Source organism: Tenacibaculum amylolyticum, assembly GCF_964511145.1.
Taxonomy (GTDB): domain Bacteria; phylum Bacteroidota; class Bacteroidia; order Flavobacteriales; family Flavobacteriaceae; genus Polaribacter; species Polaribacter amylolyticum.
Genome location: NZ_CAZEFZ010000026.1, coordinates 374,171 through 396,968 on the forward strand (window position 1 = coordinate 374,171; position 22,798 = coordinate 396,968).

At 31.3% G+C, this 22,798-nt stretch carries 19 protein-coding genes; 7 read left to right on the forward strand and 12 right to left on the reverse strand.

Annotated features, from left to right (window positions below; translation table 11 throughout):
• Window positions 1-6 precede the first annotated feature (6 nt).
• The 3 genes from ACKTTC_RS09990 to ACKTTC_RS10000 form a co-directional block, all read right to left on the reverse strand.
• Complete coding sequence (locus tag ACKTTC_RS09990; protein WP_408039675.1) at window positions 7-408, reverse strand: DUF2059 domain-containing protein; 402 nt, start codon at window positions 406-408, stop codon at window positions 7-9.
• Between the two features lie 36 nt (window positions 409-444).
• Window positions 445-1,719 carry a serine hydroxymethyltransferase gene (glyA, locus tag ACKTTC_RS09995; protein WP_408039676.1) on the reverse strand — a complete coding sequence of 425 codons (1,275 nt, stop codon included), beginning with the start codon at window positions 1,717-1,719 and terminating at the stop codon, window positions 445-447.
• A gap of 116 nt (window positions 1,720-1,835) precedes the next feature.
• On the reverse strand, window positions 1,836-2,999 hold the full coding sequence (locus ACKTTC_RS10000; protein ID WP_408039677.1) for a proline dehydrogenase family protein: 1,164 nt from the start codon (window positions 2,997-2,999) through the stop codon (window positions 1,836-1,838).
• Window positions 3,000-3,101: 102 nt separating this feature from the next.
• Here ACKTTC_RS10000 and aroB point away from each other — a divergent pair, with 102 nt between their 5' ends.
• On the forward strand, window positions 3,102-4,160 hold the full coding sequence (gene aroB, locus ACKTTC_RS10005) for a 3-dehydroquinate synthase (RefSeq protein WP_408039678.1): 1,059 nt from the start codon (window positions 3,102-3,104) through the stop codon (window positions 4,158-4,160).
• A 45-nt stretch (window positions 4,161-4,205) separates the two neighbouring features.
• Here the strand turns inward: aroB and ACKTTC_RS10010 are convergent, their stop codons facing one another.
• The 3 genes from ACKTTC_RS10010 to ACKTTC_RS10020 form a co-directional block, all read right to left on the reverse strand.
• A complete protein-coding gene (locus tag ACKTTC_RS10010; RefSeq protein ID WP_408039679.1) occupies window positions 4,206-4,877 on the reverse strand; it encodes a PA14 domain-containing protein in 672 nt (223 codons plus the stop codon).
• Window positions 4,878-5,005: 128 nt separating this feature from the next.
• Window positions 5,006-6,127, reverse strand: coding sequence for an N-acetyl-alpha-D-glucosaminyl L-malate synthase BshA (bshA, locus tag ACKTTC_RS10015; RefSeq protein WP_408039680.1), 1,122 nt, complete (start codon window positions 6,125-6,127; stop codon window positions 5,006-5,008).
• A 133-nt stretch (window positions 6,128-6,260) separates the two neighbouring features.
• On the reverse strand, window positions 6,261-7,106 hold the full coding sequence (locus ACKTTC_RS10020; protein ID WP_408039681.1) for a transketolase: 846 nt from the start codon (window positions 7,104-7,106) through the stop codon (window positions 6,261-6,263).
• Between the two features lie 435 nt (window positions 7,107-7,541).
• Between ACKTTC_RS10020 and ACKTTC_RS10025 the strand changes: the two genes are divergently transcribed.
• Window positions 7,542-9,239 (forward strand): helix-turn-helix domain-containing protein, encoded by a 1,698-nt coding sequence (locus ACKTTC_RS10025; protein ID WP_408039682.1) that lies wholly within the window; start codon window positions 7,542-7,544, stop codon window positions 9,237-9,239.
• A gap of 55 nt (window positions 9,240-9,294) precedes the next feature.
• Here the strand turns inward: ACKTTC_RS10025 and ACKTTC_RS10030 are convergent, their stop codons facing one another.
• Both ACKTTC_RS10030 and dnaB read right to left on the reverse strand, forming a co-directional pair.
• Window positions 9,295-10,554, reverse strand: coding sequence for an asparagine synthetase B (locus ACKTTC_RS10030; protein WP_408039683.1), 1,260 nt, complete (start codon window positions 10,552-10,554; stop codon window positions 9,295-9,297).
• Between the two features lie 75 nt (window positions 10,555-10,629).
• A complete protein-coding gene (gene dnaB / locus ACKTTC_RS10035) occupies window positions 10,630-12,162 on the reverse strand; it encodes a replicative DNA helicase (protein ID WP_408039684.1) in 1,533 nt (510 codons plus the stop codon).
• 188 nt (window positions 12,163-12,350) lie between these two features.
• Between dnaB and ACKTTC_RS10040 the strand changes: the two genes are divergently transcribed.
• The 4 genes from ACKTTC_RS10040 (at window position 12,351) to lysA (ending at window position 16,664) form a co-directional block, all read left to right on the forward strand.
• The gene (locus tag ACKTTC_RS10040) at window positions 12,351-13,364 is read left to right on the forward strand and encodes a DUF3810 domain-containing protein (RefSeq protein ID WP_408039685.1); all 1,014 of its coding nucleotides are present in this window, start codon (window positions 12,351-12,353) and stop codon (window positions 13,362-13,364) included.
• Window positions 13,361-13,909: a hypothetical protein gene (locus tag ACKTTC_RS10045; RefSeq protein WP_408039686.1), complete on the forward strand. Its 549-nt coding sequence runs from the start codon at window positions 13,361-13,363 to the stop codon at window positions 13,907-13,909. Before ACKTTC_RS10040 ends, ACKTTC_RS10045 begins: the two co-directional genes overlap by 4 nt.
• A gap of 29 nt (window positions 13,910-13,938) precedes the next feature.
• On the forward strand, window positions 13,939-15,177 hold the full coding sequence (gene pepT, locus ACKTTC_RS10050; RefSeq protein WP_408039687.1) for a peptidase T: 1,239 nt from the start codon (window positions 13,939-13,941) through the stop codon (window positions 15,175-15,177).
• Window positions 15,178-15,461: 284 nt separating this feature from the next.
• Window positions 15,462-16,664, forward strand: a complete 1,203-nt coding sequence (gene lysA / locus ACKTTC_RS10055; RefSeq protein ID WP_408039688.1) for a diaminopimelate decarboxylase — start codon at window positions 15,462-15,464, stop codon at window positions 16,662-16,664.
• A gap of 359 nt (window positions 16,665-17,023) precedes the next feature.
• Here lysA and ACKTTC_RS10060 read toward each other — a convergent pair whose 3' ends face one another.
• The 4 genes from ACKTTC_RS10060 to rpsF all read right to left on the reverse strand — a co-directional run bounded on the left by ACKTTC_RS10060 (window position 17,024) and on the right by rpsF (window position 21,458).
• Window positions 17,024-20,239 carry a TonB-dependent receptor gene (locus tag ACKTTC_RS10060; RefSeq protein ID WP_408039689.1) on the reverse strand — a complete coding sequence of 1,072 codons (3,216 nt, stop codon included), beginning with the start codon at window positions 20,237-20,239 and terminating at the stop codon, window positions 17,024-17,026.
• A 109-nt stretch (window positions 20,240-20,348) separates the two neighbouring features.
• The gene (gene rplI / locus ACKTTC_RS10065) at window positions 20,349-20,798 is read right to left on the reverse strand and encodes a 50S ribosomal protein L9 (RefSeq protein WP_408039690.1); all 450 of its coding nucleotides are present in this window, start codon (window positions 20,796-20,798) and stop codon (window positions 20,349-20,351) included.
• A 15-nt stretch (window positions 20,799-20,813) separates the two neighbouring features.
• Window positions 20,814-21,110 (reverse strand): 30S ribosomal protein S18, encoded by a 297-nt coding sequence (rpsR, locus tag ACKTTC_RS10070; RefSeq protein WP_408039691.1) that lies wholly within the window; start codon window positions 21,108-21,110, stop codon window positions 20,814-20,816.
• A 6-nt stretch (window positions 21,111-21,116) separates the two neighbouring features.
• On the reverse strand, window positions 21,117-21,458 hold the full coding sequence (rpsF, locus tag ACKTTC_RS10075) for a 30S ribosomal protein S6 (protein WP_408039692.1): 342 nt from the start codon (window positions 21,456-21,458) through the stop codon (window positions 21,117-21,119).
• 259 nt (window positions 21,459-21,717) lie between these two features.
• On the opposite strand from rpsF, the gene ACKTTC_RS10080 reads away from it, so the two are divergent.
• Window positions 21,718-22,611, forward strand: a complete 894-nt coding sequence (locus ACKTTC_RS10080; RefSeq protein ID WP_408039693.1) for a sterol desaturase family protein — start codon at window positions 21,718-21,720, stop codon at window positions 22,609-22,611.
• The last annotated feature ends 187 nt before the right edge of the window (window positions 22,612-22,798 follow it).

Here is a 22,798-nt window from a genome sequence, read left to right on the forward strand (position 1 = left end):
ATCTTTTTATTGATATTTCGTCATAATACCTTGAACTTTCATTCCCCAAGCTTGTCCAGCTTGCATTCCTTTTTGCGCTAATTTGCCAGAACTTTTAGCTACTTTTTGTCCTAAAGGAGACTCATAAAACTTTAATAATTGTTTTATTTCATCGTGCGTATATTCATCCATATAAATTTTACTTAAAGATGTATATAATTCTGGATAAGTAGCCTCTACAGCTTTAATAAAAGCAGTTGCATTTTCTGTCTTTACCAAAGAAGTAAATTGACTAATTACTGGAGCTAATGTTGGTTTTGTAAGAATTTCTACTAATTTATAAGTATCTTTTTCAAAAGCTGTTTTTTCTTGAGCTTTTACTGAAAAGCTAACTACTAATAGTACTAAAGTTACAATTACTTTTTTCATATTTAAATATTTAATTTTAGTTTTTACTTTTACTTTTTACATTACAAATAATCTTCTATGGTGCATTAAATCGTACACCTTCTCTCCTATGGCATGTAACTTATCGTCATCATTTGCATGTTGAATTGCTTCATCAATTAAATCGACAATAGCTTCCATGTCTTCTTCTACTAAACCACGTGTAGTAATTGCTGGAGTTCCAATACGAATTCCTGAAGTTACAAACGGTGATTCTGTATCGAATGGCACCATGTTTTTATTTACAGTAATTTCAGCTTTACCTAAAGCAGCTTCAGCGTCTTTACCTGTAATTCCTTTATTTCTAAGATCTATTAACATCATATGATTGTCTGTTCCTCCAGAAATAATGTTATATCCTTTTGCTACAAATGCTTCTGCCATTGCTTGTGCATTTGCTCTTACTTGTATTTGGTATTCTAAGAACTCATCTGTTAATGCCTCTCCAAATGCTACCGCTTTAGCAGCAATAACATGCTCTAATGGTCCTCCTTGATTTCCTGGGAAAACTGCACTATTTAATAATGTAGACATTTTTTTAAGTTTCCCACTCTTTAATTTTAAACCAAATGGATTTTCGAAATCCTTACCAATCATAATCATTCCTCCACGCGGTCCTCTTAACGTTTTGTGAGTTGTAGTAGTTACGATATGACAATGTGGTAACGGATCGTTTAAAATTCCTTTTGCTATTAATCCTGCTGGGTGTGAAATATCTGCCATTAAAATAGCTCCAACGCTATCTGCTATTTCTCTAAAGCGTTTAAAATCCATATCTCTAGAGTAAGCAGAAGCTCCTGCAATAATTAATTTTGGTTTATGCTCTTCAGCTTGTGCTTTTAAATGCTCGTAATCTATTAAACCAGTTTCTTTATCTACTCCATAAAAAACAGGGTTGTATAATTTTCCAGAAAAGTTTACTGGTGATCCATGTGTTAAATGTCCACCATGTGCTAAATCAAATCCTAAAATAGTATCTCCAGGCTTTAAACAAGCAGCAAAAACCGCTGTATTAGCTTGACTTCCTGAGTGTGGTTGTACATTTACATATTCTGCTCCAAAAAGTTCTTTAGCTCTATCTATAGCAATCTGTTCTACAACATCTACTACTTCACACCCACCATAATAACGTTTACCTGGATATCCTTCTGCATATTTATTTGTTAACACAGAGCCTTGGGCTTGCATAACCTGCTCGCTAACAAAATTCTCTGAAGCAATAAGTTCTAATCCATTTAGCTGACGCTCTTTTTCTTCTTGAATTAAATCAAATATTTGATGATCGAACTGCATAATTTTAATCTTTGTTTTTAATTGTGTTGGCTCTTATAAAAGAGCTAATTTTATTATATAAAGCAGATTTCATAATCTTGAACCCTTTTTTAAAGCTTCAAAACTACATATCGTACTTACAATTTACGACGTGCTTTTTCAGTTTTCAACAGATTTAATTCTCTAGAAGTTTGTCCTTCTACAGAAGTATTTTCTTCTGCTCTTCTAATTAAATACGGCATTACGTCTCTAACTGGTCCAAAAGGCACATATTTAGCTACATTATAACCAGCTGCTGCTAAGTTAAAGCTAATATGGTCACTCATACCATATAATTGGCCAAACCACATGCGTTTATCGTCTTTTGTAATGTTGTATTTCTCTGCTAACTCCATTAACAGGTAAGAACTATTTTCGTTATGAGTTCCTGCAAATAAAGCCATATTTTTATGCTCCATCATATACAGAATTGCCTCATCGTAATTCTCATCTGTCTTTTGTTTATTCTTACATATAGGTGATGGATATCCTTTCTCTTCTGCTCTTGCTCGTTCCTTTTCCATGTAAGCACCTCGCACTACTTTCATACCAATATGAAACCCTTTTTGGTGTGCACGTTGGTGTAATTCTTTCAAGTACTCCATTCTATCATGTCTATACATCTGTAAAGTATTAAACACAATTGCTTTTTCCTTGTTGTAAATGCTCATTAGTTCTTCAACTAAATCATCGGCTGCATCTTGCATCCAACTTTCTTCAGCATCAATCAATAATGGAACATCACTTTCATATGCTAACTTACATACTCTATGAAATCTTTCTCTTACGCGATTCCATTCTTCTTGTTCTTCTGCAGAAAGTTCCTCTCCTTCTCCTATTTTCTGATACAATGCAAATCTTCCAAAACCTGTAGGTTTAAATACAGCAAAAGGAACCGCATCTTTTTCATCAGAAAATTTAATAATATTTTCTATCGTTTCTACCGCATTATCAAAACTTTCCTCAGCTTCTTTACCTTCTACAGAGTAATCTAATACACTATGCACTTTACCTTGATTGTACATTTTTTCAATGCTAGGAATACAATCTTCTTCTGTAACGCCACCACAAAAGTGATCGAAAACAGTAGAACGTATTAATCCTTCTACAGGTAAATGTGCTTTTAATGCAAAATTGGTAACTGCGGTACCGATACGTACCATTGGTTGGCTTTGGATTAAGCGGAATAAGAAATAAGCCCTTTCTAACTCAGAATCAGACTTTAGCTTAAAAGCTACTTCAGTATTTTCAAAAAGTTTCATTTATATAGATAACCTATTAAACTTCAAAAGAACAAATATAGCAGACAACAATGAAATATTTTAATATTTTCTATTTAATTTGCATCTTATTTTTACAGTAACATGGAAACTATTTTAGCAACAACTTATCCAATTCATTTTAACGAAAAAGCATACGTAGAACTTGCACGTATTGTAAAGGAAAATAACTATTCTTCTATCTTTATTATGGTAGACGATAATACGCTTGAATGTTGCTATCCTAGGTTTATTCAAAACTTTCAAACTGAAAGTCCTATTGAAGTTATTCAAATTGATGCTGGCGAGATTCATAAGAACATTGAAACTTGCGTTGGTGTTTGGAATGCTATGACTGAATTAGGTGCTGATAGAAAAAGTTTAGTAATTACTTTAGGTGGCGGGGTTTTAACTGATTTAGGTGGGTTTGTTGCCTCAACTTTTAAACGAGGAATTGATTTTATTAATATTCCTACAACACTTTTATCTATGGTTGACGCTTCTGTTGGAGGTAAAACTGGTGTAGACTTGGGGGTATTGAAAAACCAGATTGGTGTTTTTGCTAATCCGCAAATGGTATTGATAGACCCTGAATATTTACACACGCTTTCTTCTAGAGAAATTCGCTCTGGAACTGCAGAAATCATTAAATATGGAATGACACATGATATTCATTTATTTAATGAAATTAAAGACAACCCTAATGTAAATCTTGTTGATTTAATTCATCGTTCTATTGAAATTAAAAACGAAGTTGTTACAGAAGATCCTAAAGAAAAAGGACTTCGTAAAGTTTTAAATTGGGGACATACCATTGGTCATGCTATAGAATCTTATTTTTTAGAAAATGAACATAAAGAAGCTTTAACGCATGGAGAAGCCATTGCTATTGGTATGGTTTGCGAAGCTTTTATTTCTTCTAAAACTCAAGGTTTTTCTATAGAGAAAACAAACGAAATTAAACAAGCTATTACTGCTATCTATGGTAAAACCATTATACTTCCTGAAGATGTACAACCTATTATGGAGTTACTAAAACATGACAAGAAGAATGAAAGTGGTATTGTAAAGTTTGTATTATTAAAAGATTACGAAGGTTTTGTTATCAATGCTGAAGCTTCTAGTGAGCTAATCAAAGAAAGTTTAGCGTTTTATAATAAATGAGATAGAACAAAAGGGTTGAAATATTGATTTTCAACCTTTTTATTTTTATTTCACAAAAAACTGATTTGCATTTATCACACTTCCCGAAGTATATCCATCAGGATTAGCTCCCCAAGTAAACTCCATGAAATCTCCTCCTGCATTCTCATAATACCAGAATTCAATTTTATGTTCACCAGCTGCTAAGTTTACAGTTGCAGTTCTAGTAGTTGGAGCTTGGTTGAACCAGTTATTTAAAGCTACTACATCATCAATATAAATTCTACTTCCATCATCAGAGCGAGATGTAAATGTAAAATTACCTGTATTTTGAACCCTAATAGTTCCTATAAAAGCAATAATATAGCCATCATTATCCGGAGCTAAATTTCCTCTTAATGTATTGTTTAAATCTGCTGTTGTTCTTCCTTGAGTTGTAGATACTCCTAAACCACGTTTATTATTAATATTTGGCTGGGATACATTTCCTGTATTCCATGTATAAAACTGAAGGCCTGTGTTACTTAAATTACAAGAAATCCATGTTATTCCATTAAACATAAATATCTCTTCTTCTGCAATATTATACACAATAGAACCTGTATTAGCTCCTGTAATTCCCTGCATTTCCGTAGTATTAGTAACTGTAGGTAATCCCATTACTGAATTAGCATCTATTTGACTATAGATACTCGTATTGATACATAATAATATACCTAATAGTATTAAGTATTTCATATATAAATCATTTATAAAAAATAAAAGGATTCTAATGTGCTAGAAAGTTTTCCCTCCCTTTTATTTTATTCGTTATCAACTAAAAATACAATAAAAATATATTAGCATTGATTTTTTACAAAATCAAATTAAAAACAAGCTTTATAAATACTTTCGTATTGCGGTAATACCTTTTCTAAAGAGAATAGCTTCGTATGTTCTTTTGCCTTTTGCTTCATTTTTAAAAGCTTTGCATCATCTTTTAAAATAGCAACTGCATTTTTTGCCATATCATTAACATCTCCTAAGTCACTTAAAAACCCAGTTTCTCCATGAATATTAACTTCTGGAAGTCCTCCTGTATTTGAAGAGATTACAACTGTATTTGCTGCCATTGCTTCCAACGCTGCCAATCCAAAACTCTCAGTTTCTGATGGTAATAAGAATATATCTGAATAACATAACAACTTAGCTACTTCATTACTGTTTCCTAAGAAAATTACCTTATCACTTATTCCTAATTCTCTAACCAATTGCTCTGCTTTTGAACGTTCAGGTCCATCTCCAACCATTAATAGTTTTGATGGTATTTCTTTTTGAACCTTATTAAATATTTGAACAACATCAAGCACTCTTTTTACAGGTCTGAAATTACTTATGTGTGTCAAAATTTTCTCTCCTTCTTCAGCTAAAGCACTTCTTTTACATTCTTCTTGATGCGCAACTTCATACTTACTTCCATCAATAAAATTATACACCACTTTAATATCTTTTTCAATATTAAATAAACGTAATGTATCTTCTTTTAAACTTGCAGAAACCGCAGTTACTTCATCAGATTTATTAATACTAAACTCTACTGCTGTTTTATACGTTGGATGGCTTCCTACTAAGGTAATATCTGTACCGTGAAGTGTTGTTACCACTTTTACCTTAATTCCTTCATCTTTTAGCATTTTCTTAGCCATATATGCAGCATAAGCATGTGGGATTGCGTAATGCACATGCAAAACTTCTAAATTATGTCGCGATACAATTTCTACCATCTTAGTAGATAATGCTAATTCATAAGGCTGATATTGAAATAATGGATATTCTTCTAAAGCAACTTCATGAAAATGCAAATTATGAGATATAAAATCTAATCGAACAGGCTGGTTATATGTTATAAAATGTACTTCATGTCCTTTATCTGCTAATGCCATTCCTAATTCGGTTGCCACTACTCCACTTCCTCCAAATGTTGGATAACATACAATACCAATTCTCATAATTTACCTTAAAGTTTGTTTGTTCGGTTTGGACGTAAAAATACGTATTTGTTTACGTCATAATGTTAAGATTATTAAAAAAGAAACGCTGTTACTTGTAAGTAACAACGTTTTAAAATGTTATGTTTTTTTCTTAGTAATCTCCTAAAGTTGCAGGATTTTGCTCTAATGCAGATGCTAATTGCTCATCGTTAGGAGCTTTACCATGCCAAGCATGCGTGTGCATCATAAAGTCTACTCCATTCCCCATTTCTGTATATAATAATACACAAACTGGTTTTCCTTTACCTGTACGTGATTTTGCTTCAGCTAGTCCAGCTAAAATAGCTTCTACATTATTTCCTTCTTTAACCTCTAATACATCCCATCCAAAAGCTTCAAACTTTGCTTTTAAACTTCCCATAGCTAATACTTCATCTGTAGTACCATCTATTTGCTTTTCATTTACATCTACTGTAGAAATTAAATTATCAACTTTCTTAGCTGCTGCATACATTGCTGCTTCCCAAATCTGACCTTCTTGTAACTCTCCATCTCCGTGTAAAGAATATACAATCTTATCGTCGTTATTTAATTTCTTAGCTTCAGCAGCTCCAATAGCAACACTCATTCCTTGTCCCAATGATCCAGAAGCAATTCTAATTCCTGGTAAATGCTCATGTGTTGTTGGATGTCCTTGTAAACGAGAATCTAATTTTCTAAACGTTTCTAATTCAGCTACTGGAAAGAATCCACTACGTGCTAAAACACTATAATATACTGGAGAAATATGACCGTTTGATAAGAAGAACATATCTTCATTTTTACCATCCATGTCAAAGTCTGTACTATAATCCATTACTTCCTGAAATAAGCAAGTAAAAAATTCAGCACATCCTAAAGATCCTCCTGGGTGACCAGAATTAACTGCATGTACCATGCGTAATATATCTCTACGTACTTGTTGTGTGAAATCTTGAAGTTGTTGAGTTGTTGGCATTTTGTTTTGTTTTGTGAGGGCAAAAGTAAGTTTTTGTAAATACAAAAGCCAATTAAAAGTAATTTTTCAATTCACAATAATCATTTGCATTCAAAATGTATAATTAATTTCAGTTTTTGATTCCTATAACTTTACAGTAATATGCTAATTATTTTGGACTCTTTTCTATAAAGAATAAAAAGGGTTCGTTTAATAGTGAGGCTATTTGATTGATTTTTCTTTTTCTGTTGGAATTTTCCCGTCCTTATATATATTCCGTGTTCCGAACCCTTTTCCTCAAAGAAAAAACTATTCTCTGAATTAGACAAGATTTAGCACTCTAGATTCAAGAAACCAGAGTCCTAAAACATCTAAAACACTATATATCAATAATTAAAAAAACCTTAAAATTCTCGTTTCAAAATGCTTATTTTTGTTTTCAAACAAAAAATGTCTATGATTAAATTAAGATTTCTTCTTATATCCTCCCTAATTATTTTTTTTTCTGATGCTTTTTGTCAATCAAATGAATTAACACCACCATACAATCCTCTTTTATCAGTAGCTATAAACAGTAATAAATCTAATAAAAAAGAGTCTATAATATTTTGTAAAGCAGAAATTAAACGAGCTCAAAATCAAGAAGACTTCCTACGGGTAGAAAGAGGTTTATATTACCTTGCACTTATAACAAACGATTATCAAAATTATATAGTAAAAAGTGATTCTTTAATTTTATCATGTAAGAAATTAAAATTATATGAAACAGCATTAGATATTAATTTGATGAAAGTAAAAAGATTTTTAAAACTAAAAGAAAAATCTAAAGCTATAAAACTACTATTAGAAATAGAAAGCGATATTTCAAAGATATCCGACAAAGAAATGAAGCATCGTTTTAATATCTATCTAGCCGATTTAAATGAAGACAATGGTGATTTAAAAAAATCTCTTACTACCTATTTTAATGCTTTTAATTATTTAGAAGAAAGTAAATTATACACTTATTTTGATCGCTCTTTTTTAAGTTTACCTTTAAAGATTGCATCTAATTATAGAAAACAAAGGAAATGGGACTCTACTTTAGTTTTTATTAATAAAGCAGAACAAATTTATAATCATATTGATGATCAATATATGCTTAATAAGGCTAAATATCATAGAGGACTTCTAAAATATGATAGAAAAAAATATAATGAAGCAATCGATATATTAAGTAACATAATTGGAAATTATAGCTATGGTTTTAATAATGATATCTTGTCTGATATATTCTCTATAATTGGAGATTCATATGAAAAAATGAATAATCAACAAAAAGCTTTTGAATTTCATAAAAAATCAGATTCGTTATTTGATTTCAATAACAATTTAATTTCTTCTAGAATAGTTACATCTTTTAACTTTTTAGTGAATAATTATAAAGAAAAAAAGGATATCAAAAATCAATTAATCTACATTGATAAACTATTAAACTTAAAAGAAAATATATTTAAAGAAAATCTACAAATCTCTAAATCATTAACCGAAGAATATGATAAACCTAAGCTGTTAGCTGAAAAAAATGCTATTATACAACAGCTTGAAAATAAAATTTCTAAAGAAAAAAGCCATACACTTACTTTTGTTGGAGTTACCACATTCATCTCATTACTTTTAGGGTATCAAATCAATAGAAAGTATCGCTATAAGAGAGCTTTTCTAAAAGTCATCAATAAAAAGCCGATTCCCAGAATTACTTCGCATCATACAACTATAAAAACTATAACAAAGAAACCACAATTACCAGATGATATTACTCAAGATCTCTTACAAAAATTAGCTGGTTTTGAGTTGAATAATGGTTTTTTAAACCCCAAAATTAATCTGAAATATCTTGCACGACAATTAAATACCAATTCAAATTACCTGTCTAAAGTAGTAAATCAACATAAAGAGCTAACGTTTACCAATTACATTAATAAACTAAGAATAGAATATACAGTACAACAACTAAAAGAAGATGTTATGCTTCGAAAATATACCGTAAAAGCATTAGCAATAGAAATGGGATTTAATAGTACAGAATCTTTTTCTAAAGCATTTCATAAGTTTACTAGAATGAAACCTTCTTATTTTATTAAACGATTAGAAAAATTAAATGATAATAGTTAATTAGATTATAAACAAAAAAAAGTGACTTCGATATACTCAGCCACCTTTTTTATAATTAAGTTTTTTGTTTTTTCTTTTTTGCTGCTGGAAACAATACATTGTTAAGAATTAAACGATATCCTGGTGAAGTTGGATGTAAATCTAATTCTGTTTTTGGATCGCCTACTCTATGCTGGTAATCTTCAGGATCGTGGCCTCCATAAAAGGTAAACATCCCTTTTCCTTTTGTACCATGTATGTATCTAGCTTCTTTATTATTTGTATTTTCACCTAACACTAATACTGTAGGTTTTATGGTACTTCTATCAAAAGACGTAGTTTGTCCCATAAATGCCTTTACAACTTGAGTATGATTTTGACATAACATCGTTGGAACTTGATCCCATTTTGCTGAGAAATCTTTCAATACAAAATAATCAGTTTCTTTATTAATTCGTCGCTTACGAGTCATATCTATAGAAGAAAATTCATAAGTTGTTGGATTACGAATCAATTCGAAGTCTTTAAAAGCCATTGTTCTATTAAAATCAATTCTAGATTGATAGTTTGGTTCCGAAGGATCTCCGTCAAACATTGTTTCGCAAATATCTACACCATCAGCTGCTAATGCTATATCAAAACTATCTGTTGCAGAACACATTGCAAACATAAAACCACCTCCCACAACATAATCTCTAATCTTTTTAGCTACATCTCTCTTTTCTTCAGAAACTTTACTATATCCTAATTTAGTAGCCAAAGCTTCTGCTTCTTTTTTCTGACGAATGTACCAAGGTGCAGTTCTAAAAGCTCCATAAAATCGTCCGTATTGCCCTGTAAAATCTTCATGATGTAAATGCAACCATTCGTATAATAATAACTCATCATTCAACACTTCTTCGTCATATACAACATCAAAAGGAATTTCTGCATAGGTTAACACCATTGTAACGGCATCGTCCCAAGGCATTTTATTTTTAGGTGAATACACTGCAATTTTAGGTGCTTTTTCTAAGGTTACTGCTTCTTGATTTTTACTTGGCGAAGCTATCTCTTCTAAGATTAATTGTGATTTTGCATCTGAAATTACTTCATACGATACACCACGCACTTTACATTCATTTACAACAGCATCGTTATTCTCTATTAAAAATGCACCTCCATCATAATTTAATAACCATTTTGCTTTTAGTCCATTTTGCAAGGCATAATATACAATTCCATAGGCTTTTAAATGGTTCTTTTGGTTATCGTGACTCATTGGTAAGTACACAAATGAGGCCCAAATTGTATTTACACTAAATAAAAAAGTAAGTATTAATATGTATTTCTTCATTCTAAAAACTAAAATACACAATTACTGAGTAGTAATTGTGTATTTCATCTAATTTTATAATATGTTTAGCATTTCCTAGAAAGGCACGTCATCGTTAAAATCTGGTGGTGGTGTATTACTTTCTGGTGCACCAAACGCATCCTCCGTAGATGGAGATGGCAATGTGTCTGAAGAGAAAGAGTTCATACTCGATTGGAATTCACTGCTAAATCCTTCTTCTAAATCTGAGAATTTTGCTAAGTGTCCTGTAAACTTTAAACGAATATTATCTAAACCACCGTTACGGTGTTTTGCTACAATAAACTCTCCTTGTCCTTCACATGGTGTATGATCATCATCATCCCATTCTGTCATTCCATAATATTCTGGACGGAAAATAAATGATACAATATCGGCATCCTGCTCAATCGCTCCAGATTCACGAAGATCGGATAGTAACGGACGTTTACTTCCTCCACGTGTTTCTACCGAACGAGATAACTGTGAAAGTGCAATTACTGGTACATTTAATTCCTTTGCTAGTGCTTTTAAGTTTCGGGAAATTGTAGAGATTTCTTGTTCACGGTTTCCTCCTGCTCCTCCAGCAGTCATTAACTGTAAGTAATCAATAATTAAAATACGTACGTTATGTTGCGATACTAAACGACGTGCTTTTGCTCTTAAATCGAAAATAGATAACGCTGGTGTATCATCAATAAAAATAGGCGCATCTGAAAGTCTTTTTACCTTAACATTCAATTGCTCCCACTCATGTGGTTCTAAATTTCCTTTACGTAATTTCTCTGAAGTTAATCCTGTTTCAGAAGAAATCATACGTGTAATTAACTGTACCGATGACATCTCCAAAGAGAAAACTGCTACTGCATGGTTAAATTCAATAGCCATATTTTTTGCCATGGAAATTACGAATGCGGTTTTTCCCATACCGGGACGTGCCGCAATAATAATTAAATCGGTAGGTTGCCATCCAGAAGTTAATGCATCTAACTTTGTAAATCCAGTTGCCAAACCACTCATTCCTTCTTGGTTTGATATTTCCTGAATTTTATTAATTGCTTGTTGTACTAATGATCCTGCTCCTTCTGCTCCTTTCTTTAAGTTTCCTTGGGTTACTTCAAATAATTTTCCTTCGGCATCATCTAGTAAATCAAAAACGTCTGTCGTTTCATCATAAGCGCTTTCTATAATTTCAGAAGAAATAGAAATTAATCTTCTTTGGATATATTTTTGTAAAATAATTCTAGAGTGGAATTCAATATGGGCAGACGATGCTACCTTTTGTGTTAATCCCACTAAATAAAAATCTCCCCCTGCAATATCTATTTTTCCATTACTCCTTAATTGATGTGCTACCGTTTTTAAATCGATAGGTTCTGAGTTCTGAAAAAGTTCATAAACTGCCGCATAAATTTCTTGATGACGCTTATCGTAAAATGCTTCTGGATGTAAAATATCAATGACTTCATCTATCCCCTTTTTATCGATCATCATTGCCCCTAACACGGCTTCTTCTAAATCTAGCGCTTGTGGTGGTAATTTTCCTTTTTCTAAATTAATAATTTTAGACTTGTCTGTCCTTGCCCCTCTTAAACTTTGCGTTCTCTCCATAAAGACAAAAGTAATTTTTTACGTTGATATTTATTGCTGTTAACCCTGTTTTTCTTTTTTCACAAAAAATGTAAACAAAATTGTTATTAGTATGTTGATAACGTTATATGTTTGCTATTTTTGAGCTAATGAAGCTTTCTAAAAAAACCATTTTTTTAATCATTTTATTGCCTATTCAAATTCTAATAGTGCAATTTTTAAGCCGAAAAACTGCATTTATAGAGCAGTATTATTCCAATGGAATTTATCCATATATTTCTAATTTATTCAGGTTTTTACTGGGTTGGATTCCGTTCTCTTTTGGAGATCTTCTTGGATTATTTCTCATAGGTGTACTTATGTATAAAGTTTATAAACTAATTAAAACAAAGTTTCGAAATTTTATCAACAACCTTTTACAGTTAATTTCTTTTTTATCAATTCTTTATTTTGCTTTTTATATGTTTTGGGGACTTAATTATTTTAGAGAACCCTTAGCTCAAAATTTAGGATTACAACAATCACAATATACTACGGATCAACTTATAAATGTTACTACTAAAATTATTGAAAAGTTAAATACGCAACAACTAAAAATTACAAATAATGATACTCTGAAAGTAATTGTTCCTTATTCAACTTCAGAAATATATGAGAAAGTTCCTGTAGCTTATGATTATGTAGTAAAAGACTATCCACAATTACGATATACCAATCCATCAATTAAAAGTTCCTTAGTCAGTCTCTTTCAATCTTATAATGGTACTGCTGGTTATTTAAATCCTATTACAGGAGAAGCGCAGGTAAACGATATGCTTCCGAAAGCAGGCTATCCATCTACAACTTGTCATGAAGTAGCACATCAAATAGGATGGTCTGCAGAAAACGATGCCAATTTTGTAGGCTTTCTAGCTTGTATTTATAGTAACGACCCATACTTTAACTATTCTGGTTATCGTATGGCTTTTCGATATTGTATGCGAGAAATTAGAAAAAGAGATCCTGAAAAATATAAAGTGTTATGGGAAAAAACACATAAAGGCATTGCAAAAGAATTGAAAGATAATTATGAGTTTTGGAGACAGTTTGAAAACCCTATTGAACCGCTTCTTAAGAAAGGTTACAATTCCTACTTAAAAGCAAATAATCAAACAAAAGGTATAGATTCTTACAGCTATGTTGTAGATTTGCTTATTGCATATTTTGAAAAAAACAACTTATGAAATCCCTTTATTTTATCTTAGCATTCGTCTTTATCTGTACTTCTTGTAATTCTAATCAGTTAAGTAAAGATTTTGACTGTAAAACTTCTGGTTTTAATAATCTTGAAGAAGTAACCGACTTTAAAAAGAATTTTACTATTGAAATTCCTAATAATTGGAAAACAAACTTATATTATGATGATGTTGTTTCTTCTATTTATACGGCAGATACAACACAAAATTTAACAAAAGCATTTATTATGGATGTTTCTTTTGTGTTAAACCCTATTGAAATTGATGCAGCTTTTATTCAAAAAATAGCTACAGATAATTCAAAAATGGAATTGACACAAATTGCTTCTAAAGAAATAAAGTTTCATGATAAAAATGCTTACTATAATCTTGCAAAAGGAAAACAAGGTAAATTCGCTTATCATGTATTAAATCTATTTGCAAAAGAAACTAATGGTTTCTTACACGTTAAAACAGAAGTTTATGGCGATTCGTTAGTTAATGAACGCTTATGTAAGGCTATAAAACTGATTGATGATATACGTTTAAAATAACGTATTTTTGACCTACTAAATTTAAAAGAATGAACAAACAGCATATCATTAACCGATTTATTAAATATGTAACTGTAGATACAGAATCTGATCCTAATAATCCTGCATTTCCTAGTACTGAAAAACAATGGGATTTAGCTAGAATATTAGAGCAAGAGTTGAAAGATATCGGTATGGAAGATGTTGAATTAGATGAAAACTGTTATTTAATGGCTACGCTTCCTAGTAATATAGATTATGAAGTACCAACCATAGGTTTTGTAGCACATATAGATACGAGTCCTGATTTTACAGGAGCTAACGTTAAGCCTCAAATTCATGAGAATTATGACGGTAAGGATATTGTTTTAAATGCTGACGAAAACATTATTTTATCTCCTTCTTATTTTGAAGATTTATTACAATACAAAGGACAAACTCTTATTACAACCAATGGAACAACTTTGTTGGGTGCAGATGATAAAGCTGGTGTAACGGAAATTGTTTCTGCAATGGAATATTTAATTCAAAATCCAGATATCAAACACGGAAAAATACGTATTTGTTTTACTCCAGATGAAGAAGTTGGAAAAGGTGCGCATAAGTTTGATGTAGAAAAATTTGGTGCACAATGGGCTTATACTATGGATGGAAGTCAGATTGGAGAATTAGAATATGAGAATTTTAATGCTGCTGGGGCTGTTGTTACTATTGCTGGAAAAATTGTACACCCAGGATATGCAAAAGGTAAAATGGTAAATTCTATGACGATTGCTAGTCAGTTTATAAATGCTTTACCTGCAAATGAAGTTCCAGAGCAAACTTCTGGTTATGAAGGTTTTTTCCATTTACATACTATGGAAGGTAAAGTTGAGCAAACAGTATTAAAGTATATTATCCGTGATCATGATATGGATCTTTTCGAAAAAAGAAAAGAATTAATGCTGGCTACTGCTAAAAAAATTAATGAACGCATAGGTAAAGAAGCTATTTCTATAGAAATAAAAGATCAATACTATAACATGAAGGAAAAGGTTACTCCTGTAATGTATATTGTTGATATTGCTGAAGAAGTAATGAAAGACATGAATATCACTCCGTTAATTAAACCTATTAGAGGAGGAACAGATGGATCTCAACTTTCATACAAAGGGTTACCTTGTCCAAATATCTTTGCTGGTGGTCATAATTTCCACGGAAGATACGAGTATGTACCTGCTGAATCAATTGTAAAAGCTACTCAAGTAATTGTTGGAATCGCTGAAAAAGTGACAGTTAAGTTTAAATAAGAGATAACTTACATATTAAAAATAGAAAAAACTCCAGCAAGCGCTGGAGTTTTTAATTAACCTCCCATTAAAATAAAATCAATAACTAATACCTCATATCGATATTGATTTCGTAGCAAATATACGGGTTGTAAGTGTTAAAAAGCAAAATAAATCTTATTTTTTTTGTTAAAGTATGTATTTCGTATAATATTTCACACAAATGTTAATTGTGTTATATTCTAAAATTCAATTTTTTTTCGCTCTCATATCTTTTACATTTGACGCATTAAATTGAATAAAAAATGGATAGAAATTTACTGTTAGATGTAGCAAAAAAATACGGAAGCCCCGTATATGTATATGATACTGAAAAGATTAAAACTCAGTATAAACGAATTACTAAAGCTTTCTCTAAAGTAAAGAATGTAAAGATTAATTATGCTGCAAAGGCCTTATCTAATGTTAATATCTTAAAAGTTTTCAATCAGTTAGGTAGTGGGCTCGATACTGTTTCCATTCAGGAAGTAAAACTGGGATTAATTGCTGGATTTGAGCCTAAAAACATTATTTACACGCCTAATGGGGTATCTTTAAAAGAAATTGAAGACGTTGCTAAGCTAGGTGTACAAATAAATATAGATAATTTATCTATTTTAGAATTATTTGGTCAAAAGCATCCAGAAATTCCTGTTTGTATCCGAATTAACCCACATGTAATGGCTGGAGGAAATTCAAAAATTTCTGTGGGACATATCGATTCTAAATTTGGTATTTCTATACATCAAGTACCTCATATTAAACGTGTGGTAGAAAATACAGGAATGCATATTAATGGAATTCATATGCATACAGGATCTGATATTTTAGATGTTGATACCTTTTTAATGGCTACTGAAATTTTATTCGATGTAGCAAAGCAATTCAAAAGTATAGAATTTATTGACTTTGGTAGCGGTTTTAAAGTTCCATACAAAATAGGTGATATTTCAACAAATATAGAAGAATTAGGTACGCATTTATCGAAGCGATTTAATGCGTTCTGTAAAGAATACGGGAAAGATTTAACTTTAATGTTTGAGCCTGGTAAGTTTTTAGTAAGCGAAGCTGGTTACTTTTTAGCTTCTGTAAATGTTATAAAACAAACAACATCAACGGTATTTGCAGGAATAGATAGTGGTTTAAACCACCTAATACGTCCTATGTTTTATAATTCGTATCACTTTATAGAAAACCTTTCTAATCCAAAAGGTAGAGAGCGCTTTTATAGTATTGTAGGATATATCTGTGAAACAGATACTTTTGGAACAAATAGAAGAATTAATGAAATTAGAGAAGATGATGTACTTTGCTTCTCAAATGCAGGTGCTTACTGTTTCTCAATGGCTTCTAATTACAATTCTAGATATAGACCACCAGAAGTTATGATTCATGAAGGAAAAGATTATTTAATTCGTAAAAGAGAGACTTTTGACGATATTTTAAAGAATCAGGAAATCGTATTATAATCTAATTAGTACATTTCTTATTAAGAAGGACTTACTTTAACTACATACTTTTATATTAGGTTTATTAACTCGTTAATAAACGTCAAAAAACCTTAATCTTCACTGTAAGATTAAGGTTTTTACTTATACTAAAAACGGACTTTAATTTTTAACAAAAAACTCTGACTAAACAGCCAGAGTTTAATTTTATATAATCTATAATCCCCTAAAAATTATATAAAGTATGTTGATTACAAATATCACAAACTTCTTGAGTGTTGCATCAGGAAAATCCCCCTTTTTATATTTTTATTTATAAAAAAAACTGTAATCTTTTGAATTGATTACAGTTTTAATAATTCTTAATTTTTATAAATATTTTAGAAGATATAACGTAAACCTAATTGCATTTGCCAACGTGAGTTTAAACTAGTATCGTATACAAACGTTTCGGTTAATGATGGATCAAAAGTATAAGTTGGTGTATTTGTTGCATCTACACTCACTCCTATAGGCTGAACGTTTCCAACTTGCTGTACAGAACCCCAATCAGAATTTAATAAATTTCCAAAGTTTAAGATATCAATACTTAATTGAATTGTATTTTGTTTATTCTCAGAAACGTTAAAATTAAAATCTTGTAAAATCTTCACATCCCAACGACTTCTCCAAGGAGCTAATGCTCCATAACGTTCTGCATATAGTCCTCTTCTGCTATTTAAATATTCATCTTGTGCAATATAATTTTTAAGTCCTTGTCTTTGGTCGTTTACTGAGTTTCCTGTAGACGTATCAAAATTCATTTGATCAATTTCAGTATCTGTAGGAATATAAATTAAATCATTTCTGCTTCCGTCTCCTGCATTTACATCATCATTGTTTATATCCCCTCCATATGTATAACTAAATCTCCCTCCTCTTGCATACTCAAAGAATGTAGAAATCGTAGTAGCGTATTTATTTCCTCCATAATTAAATTTCTTAGAAGCTACTCCAATTATTCTATGTGTATCTCCATATCTAGAGTATCCTAAAACAGCATCATTTACATTCCCTAAAGCTGGATTAAAATTCCACGCATCTCCTGTAATTTCTGCTTCAATAGAGTTTACATCTTTAGAGTTCAAATAACTATAAGCAATATTAGCATATAAACCGTTTTCAAATGATTTTTCAACTTTTGCAGTAAAATTATACACTCTTCCTTTATCTGTATTTGTAAATACATACGCTGCATTTCCTGCTTTGTCTGCATCTGTATAAATTGGTCTAGTATCAAATGGTGTATTTAATGTTCCTGAAGGTGTATTTAATCCCCAGTTTTGTACATGTGCTCCATTTATATCTTGTGTATAAGAAATATCTCCTGTAACTACCCAACCATCTTCAAATCTGTAATCTGCTCCAATATTTGTTCTCCATACTTGTGGAAATTGAAAATCTGGATCAACCATTTGTAAGAAAAATGTATTTGGATTTGCTATTTGATTTCCTAACCATACAAAAGGTAAACGTCCAGTAAATACTCCTGTACCTCCTCGTACTTGTAATTTCTTTTCGCCGTTTACATCCCAATTGAATCCAAATCGTGGTGAAATTAACCATTCATTTGTAGGAACTACTCTATTATCTAAAGTAGTAGTTTGTCCTGTATTTGGATTGAAATATGGTGCATTAGGATTGAAACAACAAGCATTATCGATTACTTCTTGTGCTTTTTCTGCAGTATCGAAATACAAAGGTTTGTCGAAACGAATTCCAACAGTAAACTTTACATCATCTGTTGCTTCCCATTCATCTTGTAAATAAAATGCTAATTGACCAACATTGGTTTCTGCCAATGCCCAACCTCCTGGATTTCCTATACCATTTGCACTTAAACTATTGTTAGCGGCAATTGCTGCATTAAACTGTGCTTGATACGTAGCTACTAATGCTGCTTCTCCTGCAGCATCTAAATTTCTAAAATCGTTAATTGTTCCTGAAGGAAAAAAGACTCCTTGCGCTCCATAAACGCCTAAATTAAATGAGTTATCGAACATAAATTTTTCAAAAGAGAAGCCAACTGTAATAGTATGATTGCCTTTATAAAAATTCATATTATTGGTAATTTGTAATACTTTTTGGTCTAATTGATTATTGATAGAAAATGGTTCATGACCTGCAATAATATAGTTTGAAGCTCCAAATTCGTCTAATAATGTAATTGACGGTGCTGGTGTAGATAATGGATTTCTAAAATCATCAAACTCTGTATATCCTATTTGTAGTTTATTCGATGTTTCTTGATTGAAACTAGAGTTTAATTCGATTAAGAAAGAATCGATATTATTATTAATTTCATATCCTGCATTTTCGAATTGTAATGTAGTGGCACTTGGTCCTCTAAATCCTAAAGCTGTTGGGTGTGCTGGTTTTTCTTTTGATGCTCTTAAGAAATTATAAATAAACGCTAAACGGTGTTTATCGTTAATATTCCAATCTAATTTAAAAATTCCTTTCGTCGATTTTTGATCAAATGTAAAACCTTGATACGCTCCAGGATTGTAAAATACATTGTTACCTTGTGCATCTTGCCCAACCACAATTTGACTTAAGATATTACTAACCAATTGTAAATCTGATTCTAAAACTCTGGAATCATTTACTCCTAAAGTACCTCCTGTACTTGGCTGAAAATTAGAACCTAAATCAACTCTATCATCTTTCTCAAAGTTTGCAAAGAAGAATAATTTGTCTTTTACAATTGGTCCTCCAATACTAACTCCGTATTGTGTTTGATTTAATTTAGGTTTAAAAACATTTTGTCCTTGAATTTTACCTCCAGTCAGGCTTTCATTTCTATAAAAACCATATACCGTTCCAGTAAACTCATTTGTTCCACTTTTTGTTACAGCATCTACAGAAGCTCCTGTAAATCCTGCTAAAGTAACATCATATGGTGCTACAGAAACAGAAATTTGTTCTATTGCATCTAACGAAATTGGTTGCGCTCCGGTTTGTCCACCTGGAGTTGCAGCATCTAATCCAAAAGGATTATTAAAAATAGATCCATCTAAAGAAAAGTTATTAAACTGATCGTTCCTTCCTCCAAAAGATCCATTACTTGCAGTAGGTTCTAAACGCGTAAAATCTGCTGCAGACCTAGAAATTGTAGGTAATGTTTTTAATTGTGTAGCAGAAACACTTGTTTGCGCTCCTGTTCTATCGCTATTAAACACTTTACTTTTTGAAGCAGAAATCACTACTTCATCTAATGTTTCTCCATCTTCAGATAATGAAGCATCTATATTGGTTGTTTTTCCAAGTGTAAGAAATACATTTTCTACTTCTTGAGATTTAAAACCAACATAGCTAAACGTTACTTTATACGGTCCCCCAACCCGTAAATTTGCAACCGTATATTTACCGTTATCTTGTGCAACTGCACCAGAAATTGTACCTGTTGGAACGTGCAATACAATAATATTTGCACCAAACAAGCCTTCCCCCGACTTATCTGTTACTGTTCCTTTAATCTTAGAAGTCGTTACTTGGGCATTAAGCGTGTAACACACTAAGATTAATAAGATTGAAAACAAAGACCTTCTCATCATAAAATTTTAATTTTGTGTTAATTGATTAATTCACATTAAAATTAAATGAAAAAAGCACGCTCATTACGAGCGTGCTTTGCTTTTTTTTAACAAGTAATTAACCTACTTCTTATTTTTCAGCTACTACTTCAAAAATAATGTCTGCAACTACAGATCTGTGTAAACGTACAGCGGCATTATATTTACCTAATCTCTTTACGTTACCTCCAGTTACTTTGATATATTTTTTATCGATTTCAGTTCCTTGTTTAGCTAATGCTGCAGCAACATCTGCATTATTAACAGAACCAAATAATTTATCTCCTGTTCCTACTTTAGAAGCGATTTTTAACTCGTATCCTTTAACAGCTTCTGCTAATTTGTTAGCATCTTCTACTAATTTAGCTTCTTTAAATGCACGTTGCTTTAAGTTTTCAGCTAATACTTTTTTAGCTGAAGAAGTAGCTAAAATTGCATATCCTTGAGGAATTAGGTAGTTACGTCCATAACCATTCTTAACAGTTACTACATCGTCTTTAAAACCTAAGTTTTCTACGTCTTTTTTTAATATCAATTCCATGTTTCTACTTCTTTATTATTTTAACATATCACCAACATACGGCATTAAAGCTAAATGACGTGCTCTTTTAATTGCTTGCGCAACTTTACGTTGGTACTTTAATGAAGTTCCTGTTAAACGTCTTGGTAAAATTTTACCTTGCTCGTTTACTAAGTACATTAAGAAATCTGGATCTTTATAATCGATGTACTTAATACCGCTCTTCTTGAAACGACAATATTTCGCTTCTTTCTTAGTTTCGATATCAAGCGGAGTTAAGTAACGTACTTCTCCTTGCTTGTTTCCTTTTGCTTGTTGTTCAATTGATGACATAACTGATTACTTTTTTGCAGATTTAACACGTTGTCTTCTTTTCTCAGCCCATGCAGCAGCGTGCTTGTCTAACTTTACAGTTAAATAACGCATAATGCTATCGTCACGTCTAAACTCTAATTCAAACGGAGCAATAGTTTCTCCTGCTACTTTGTACTCGAATAAGTGATAGAAACCACTTTTCTTCTTTTGGATTGGATAAGCTAATTTTTTTAAGCCCCAATCTTCCTTGTGGATCATTTCTGCACCTTTAGAAACCAAATAGTCCTCGAACTTTTTTACTGTTTCCTTTATCTGAGTTTCAGATAAAACGGGATTCAAAATGAAAACAGTTTCGTAATGATTCATAATTAATTGTTTAATTTATTTTAAAGCGTGCAAATATACATATTTTACTCTATAAATAATAAATTTTCTCTTTATTTTTTCATTTTTAGCCTTTTATAATATTAGAAAGTAAAGAGATAAGACAGCTTTGCTTACAGATACAAGTATAAAACAGATTGATTTTTAAAATCTTTTATCTAAGCCTTCAACAGTGTAACATTCTATTTTCTATAGCATTTTAACGTTCTTATTTAGTATCTTACCAACACAAAATCCTATTATGCACATACCTGAGATTCCTAATTTAATACATTATGCTATTCCTATTTTTGTAATTACAGTAATTGTTGAAGCTATTTTAACCGTAAAAGTAAAATTAGACGAATACGAATTTAAAGATGCTGCTACTTCTATTACGATGGGACTTGGTAATGTTGCTTTAGGATTACTTTCTAAAGGTATTATGTTTGCTTTGTTTGTTTGGCTATATCAATATCGTTTTTTTACAATTCCTTTTACTTGGTGGGCTTGGATAGTGTTGTTGTTTGCTGAAGATTTTGTGTATTACTGGAATCATAGAATTGCTCATGAAAGTCGCTTATTCTGGGCGAGTCATGTGGTGCATCATTCTTCTCAAAAATATAATTTAAGTACTGCATTGCGTCAAACTTGGACCGGTGGTTTTTATACGTTTGTTTTTTGGTTGCCTTTAATTCTTGTTGGCTTCCACCCTATTATGGTAATTACACAAATGAGTATTAGTTTATTATATCAGTATTGGATTCATACAGAATTGATTGATAAACTTCCTAAATGGTTTGAAGCTATTTTTAATACTCCTAGTCATCATAGAGTGCATCATGCTACAAATCCGCAATATCTAGATCGTAATCATGCTGGAATTTTTATTATTTGGGATAAACTTTTCGGCACTTTTGAACCTGAAGTGGAGAAACCGATATACGGACTCGTTAAAAATATTGAGACTTATAATCCTGTAAAAGTTGCTTTTGTAGAATGGTATCATATGCTTAAAGATGCTTTTACCAGTAACACCTCTTTTACAAAACGTTTGTTATATTTTATAAAACCTCCAGGATGGAAACACGATGGTTCTGGTATACTTTCTAGCGATTTGAGAAAACAATGGGAAGAAAAAAAAGCAACGAAATAATCGTTGCTTTTTTTAATTCAAATTTATAAACGTTACTATAAAGAAACGTAATTGACATGAAGTTTTAATAGTTGTTTTTATTTAATAACTGCTTTTATGGTTCCTTCGAGTTGCCTCAGGAACCATATTAATTAACAGACTTAGTCTGTTAATTAATGTCGAAACGTAATCCTAATGAAATATTTCG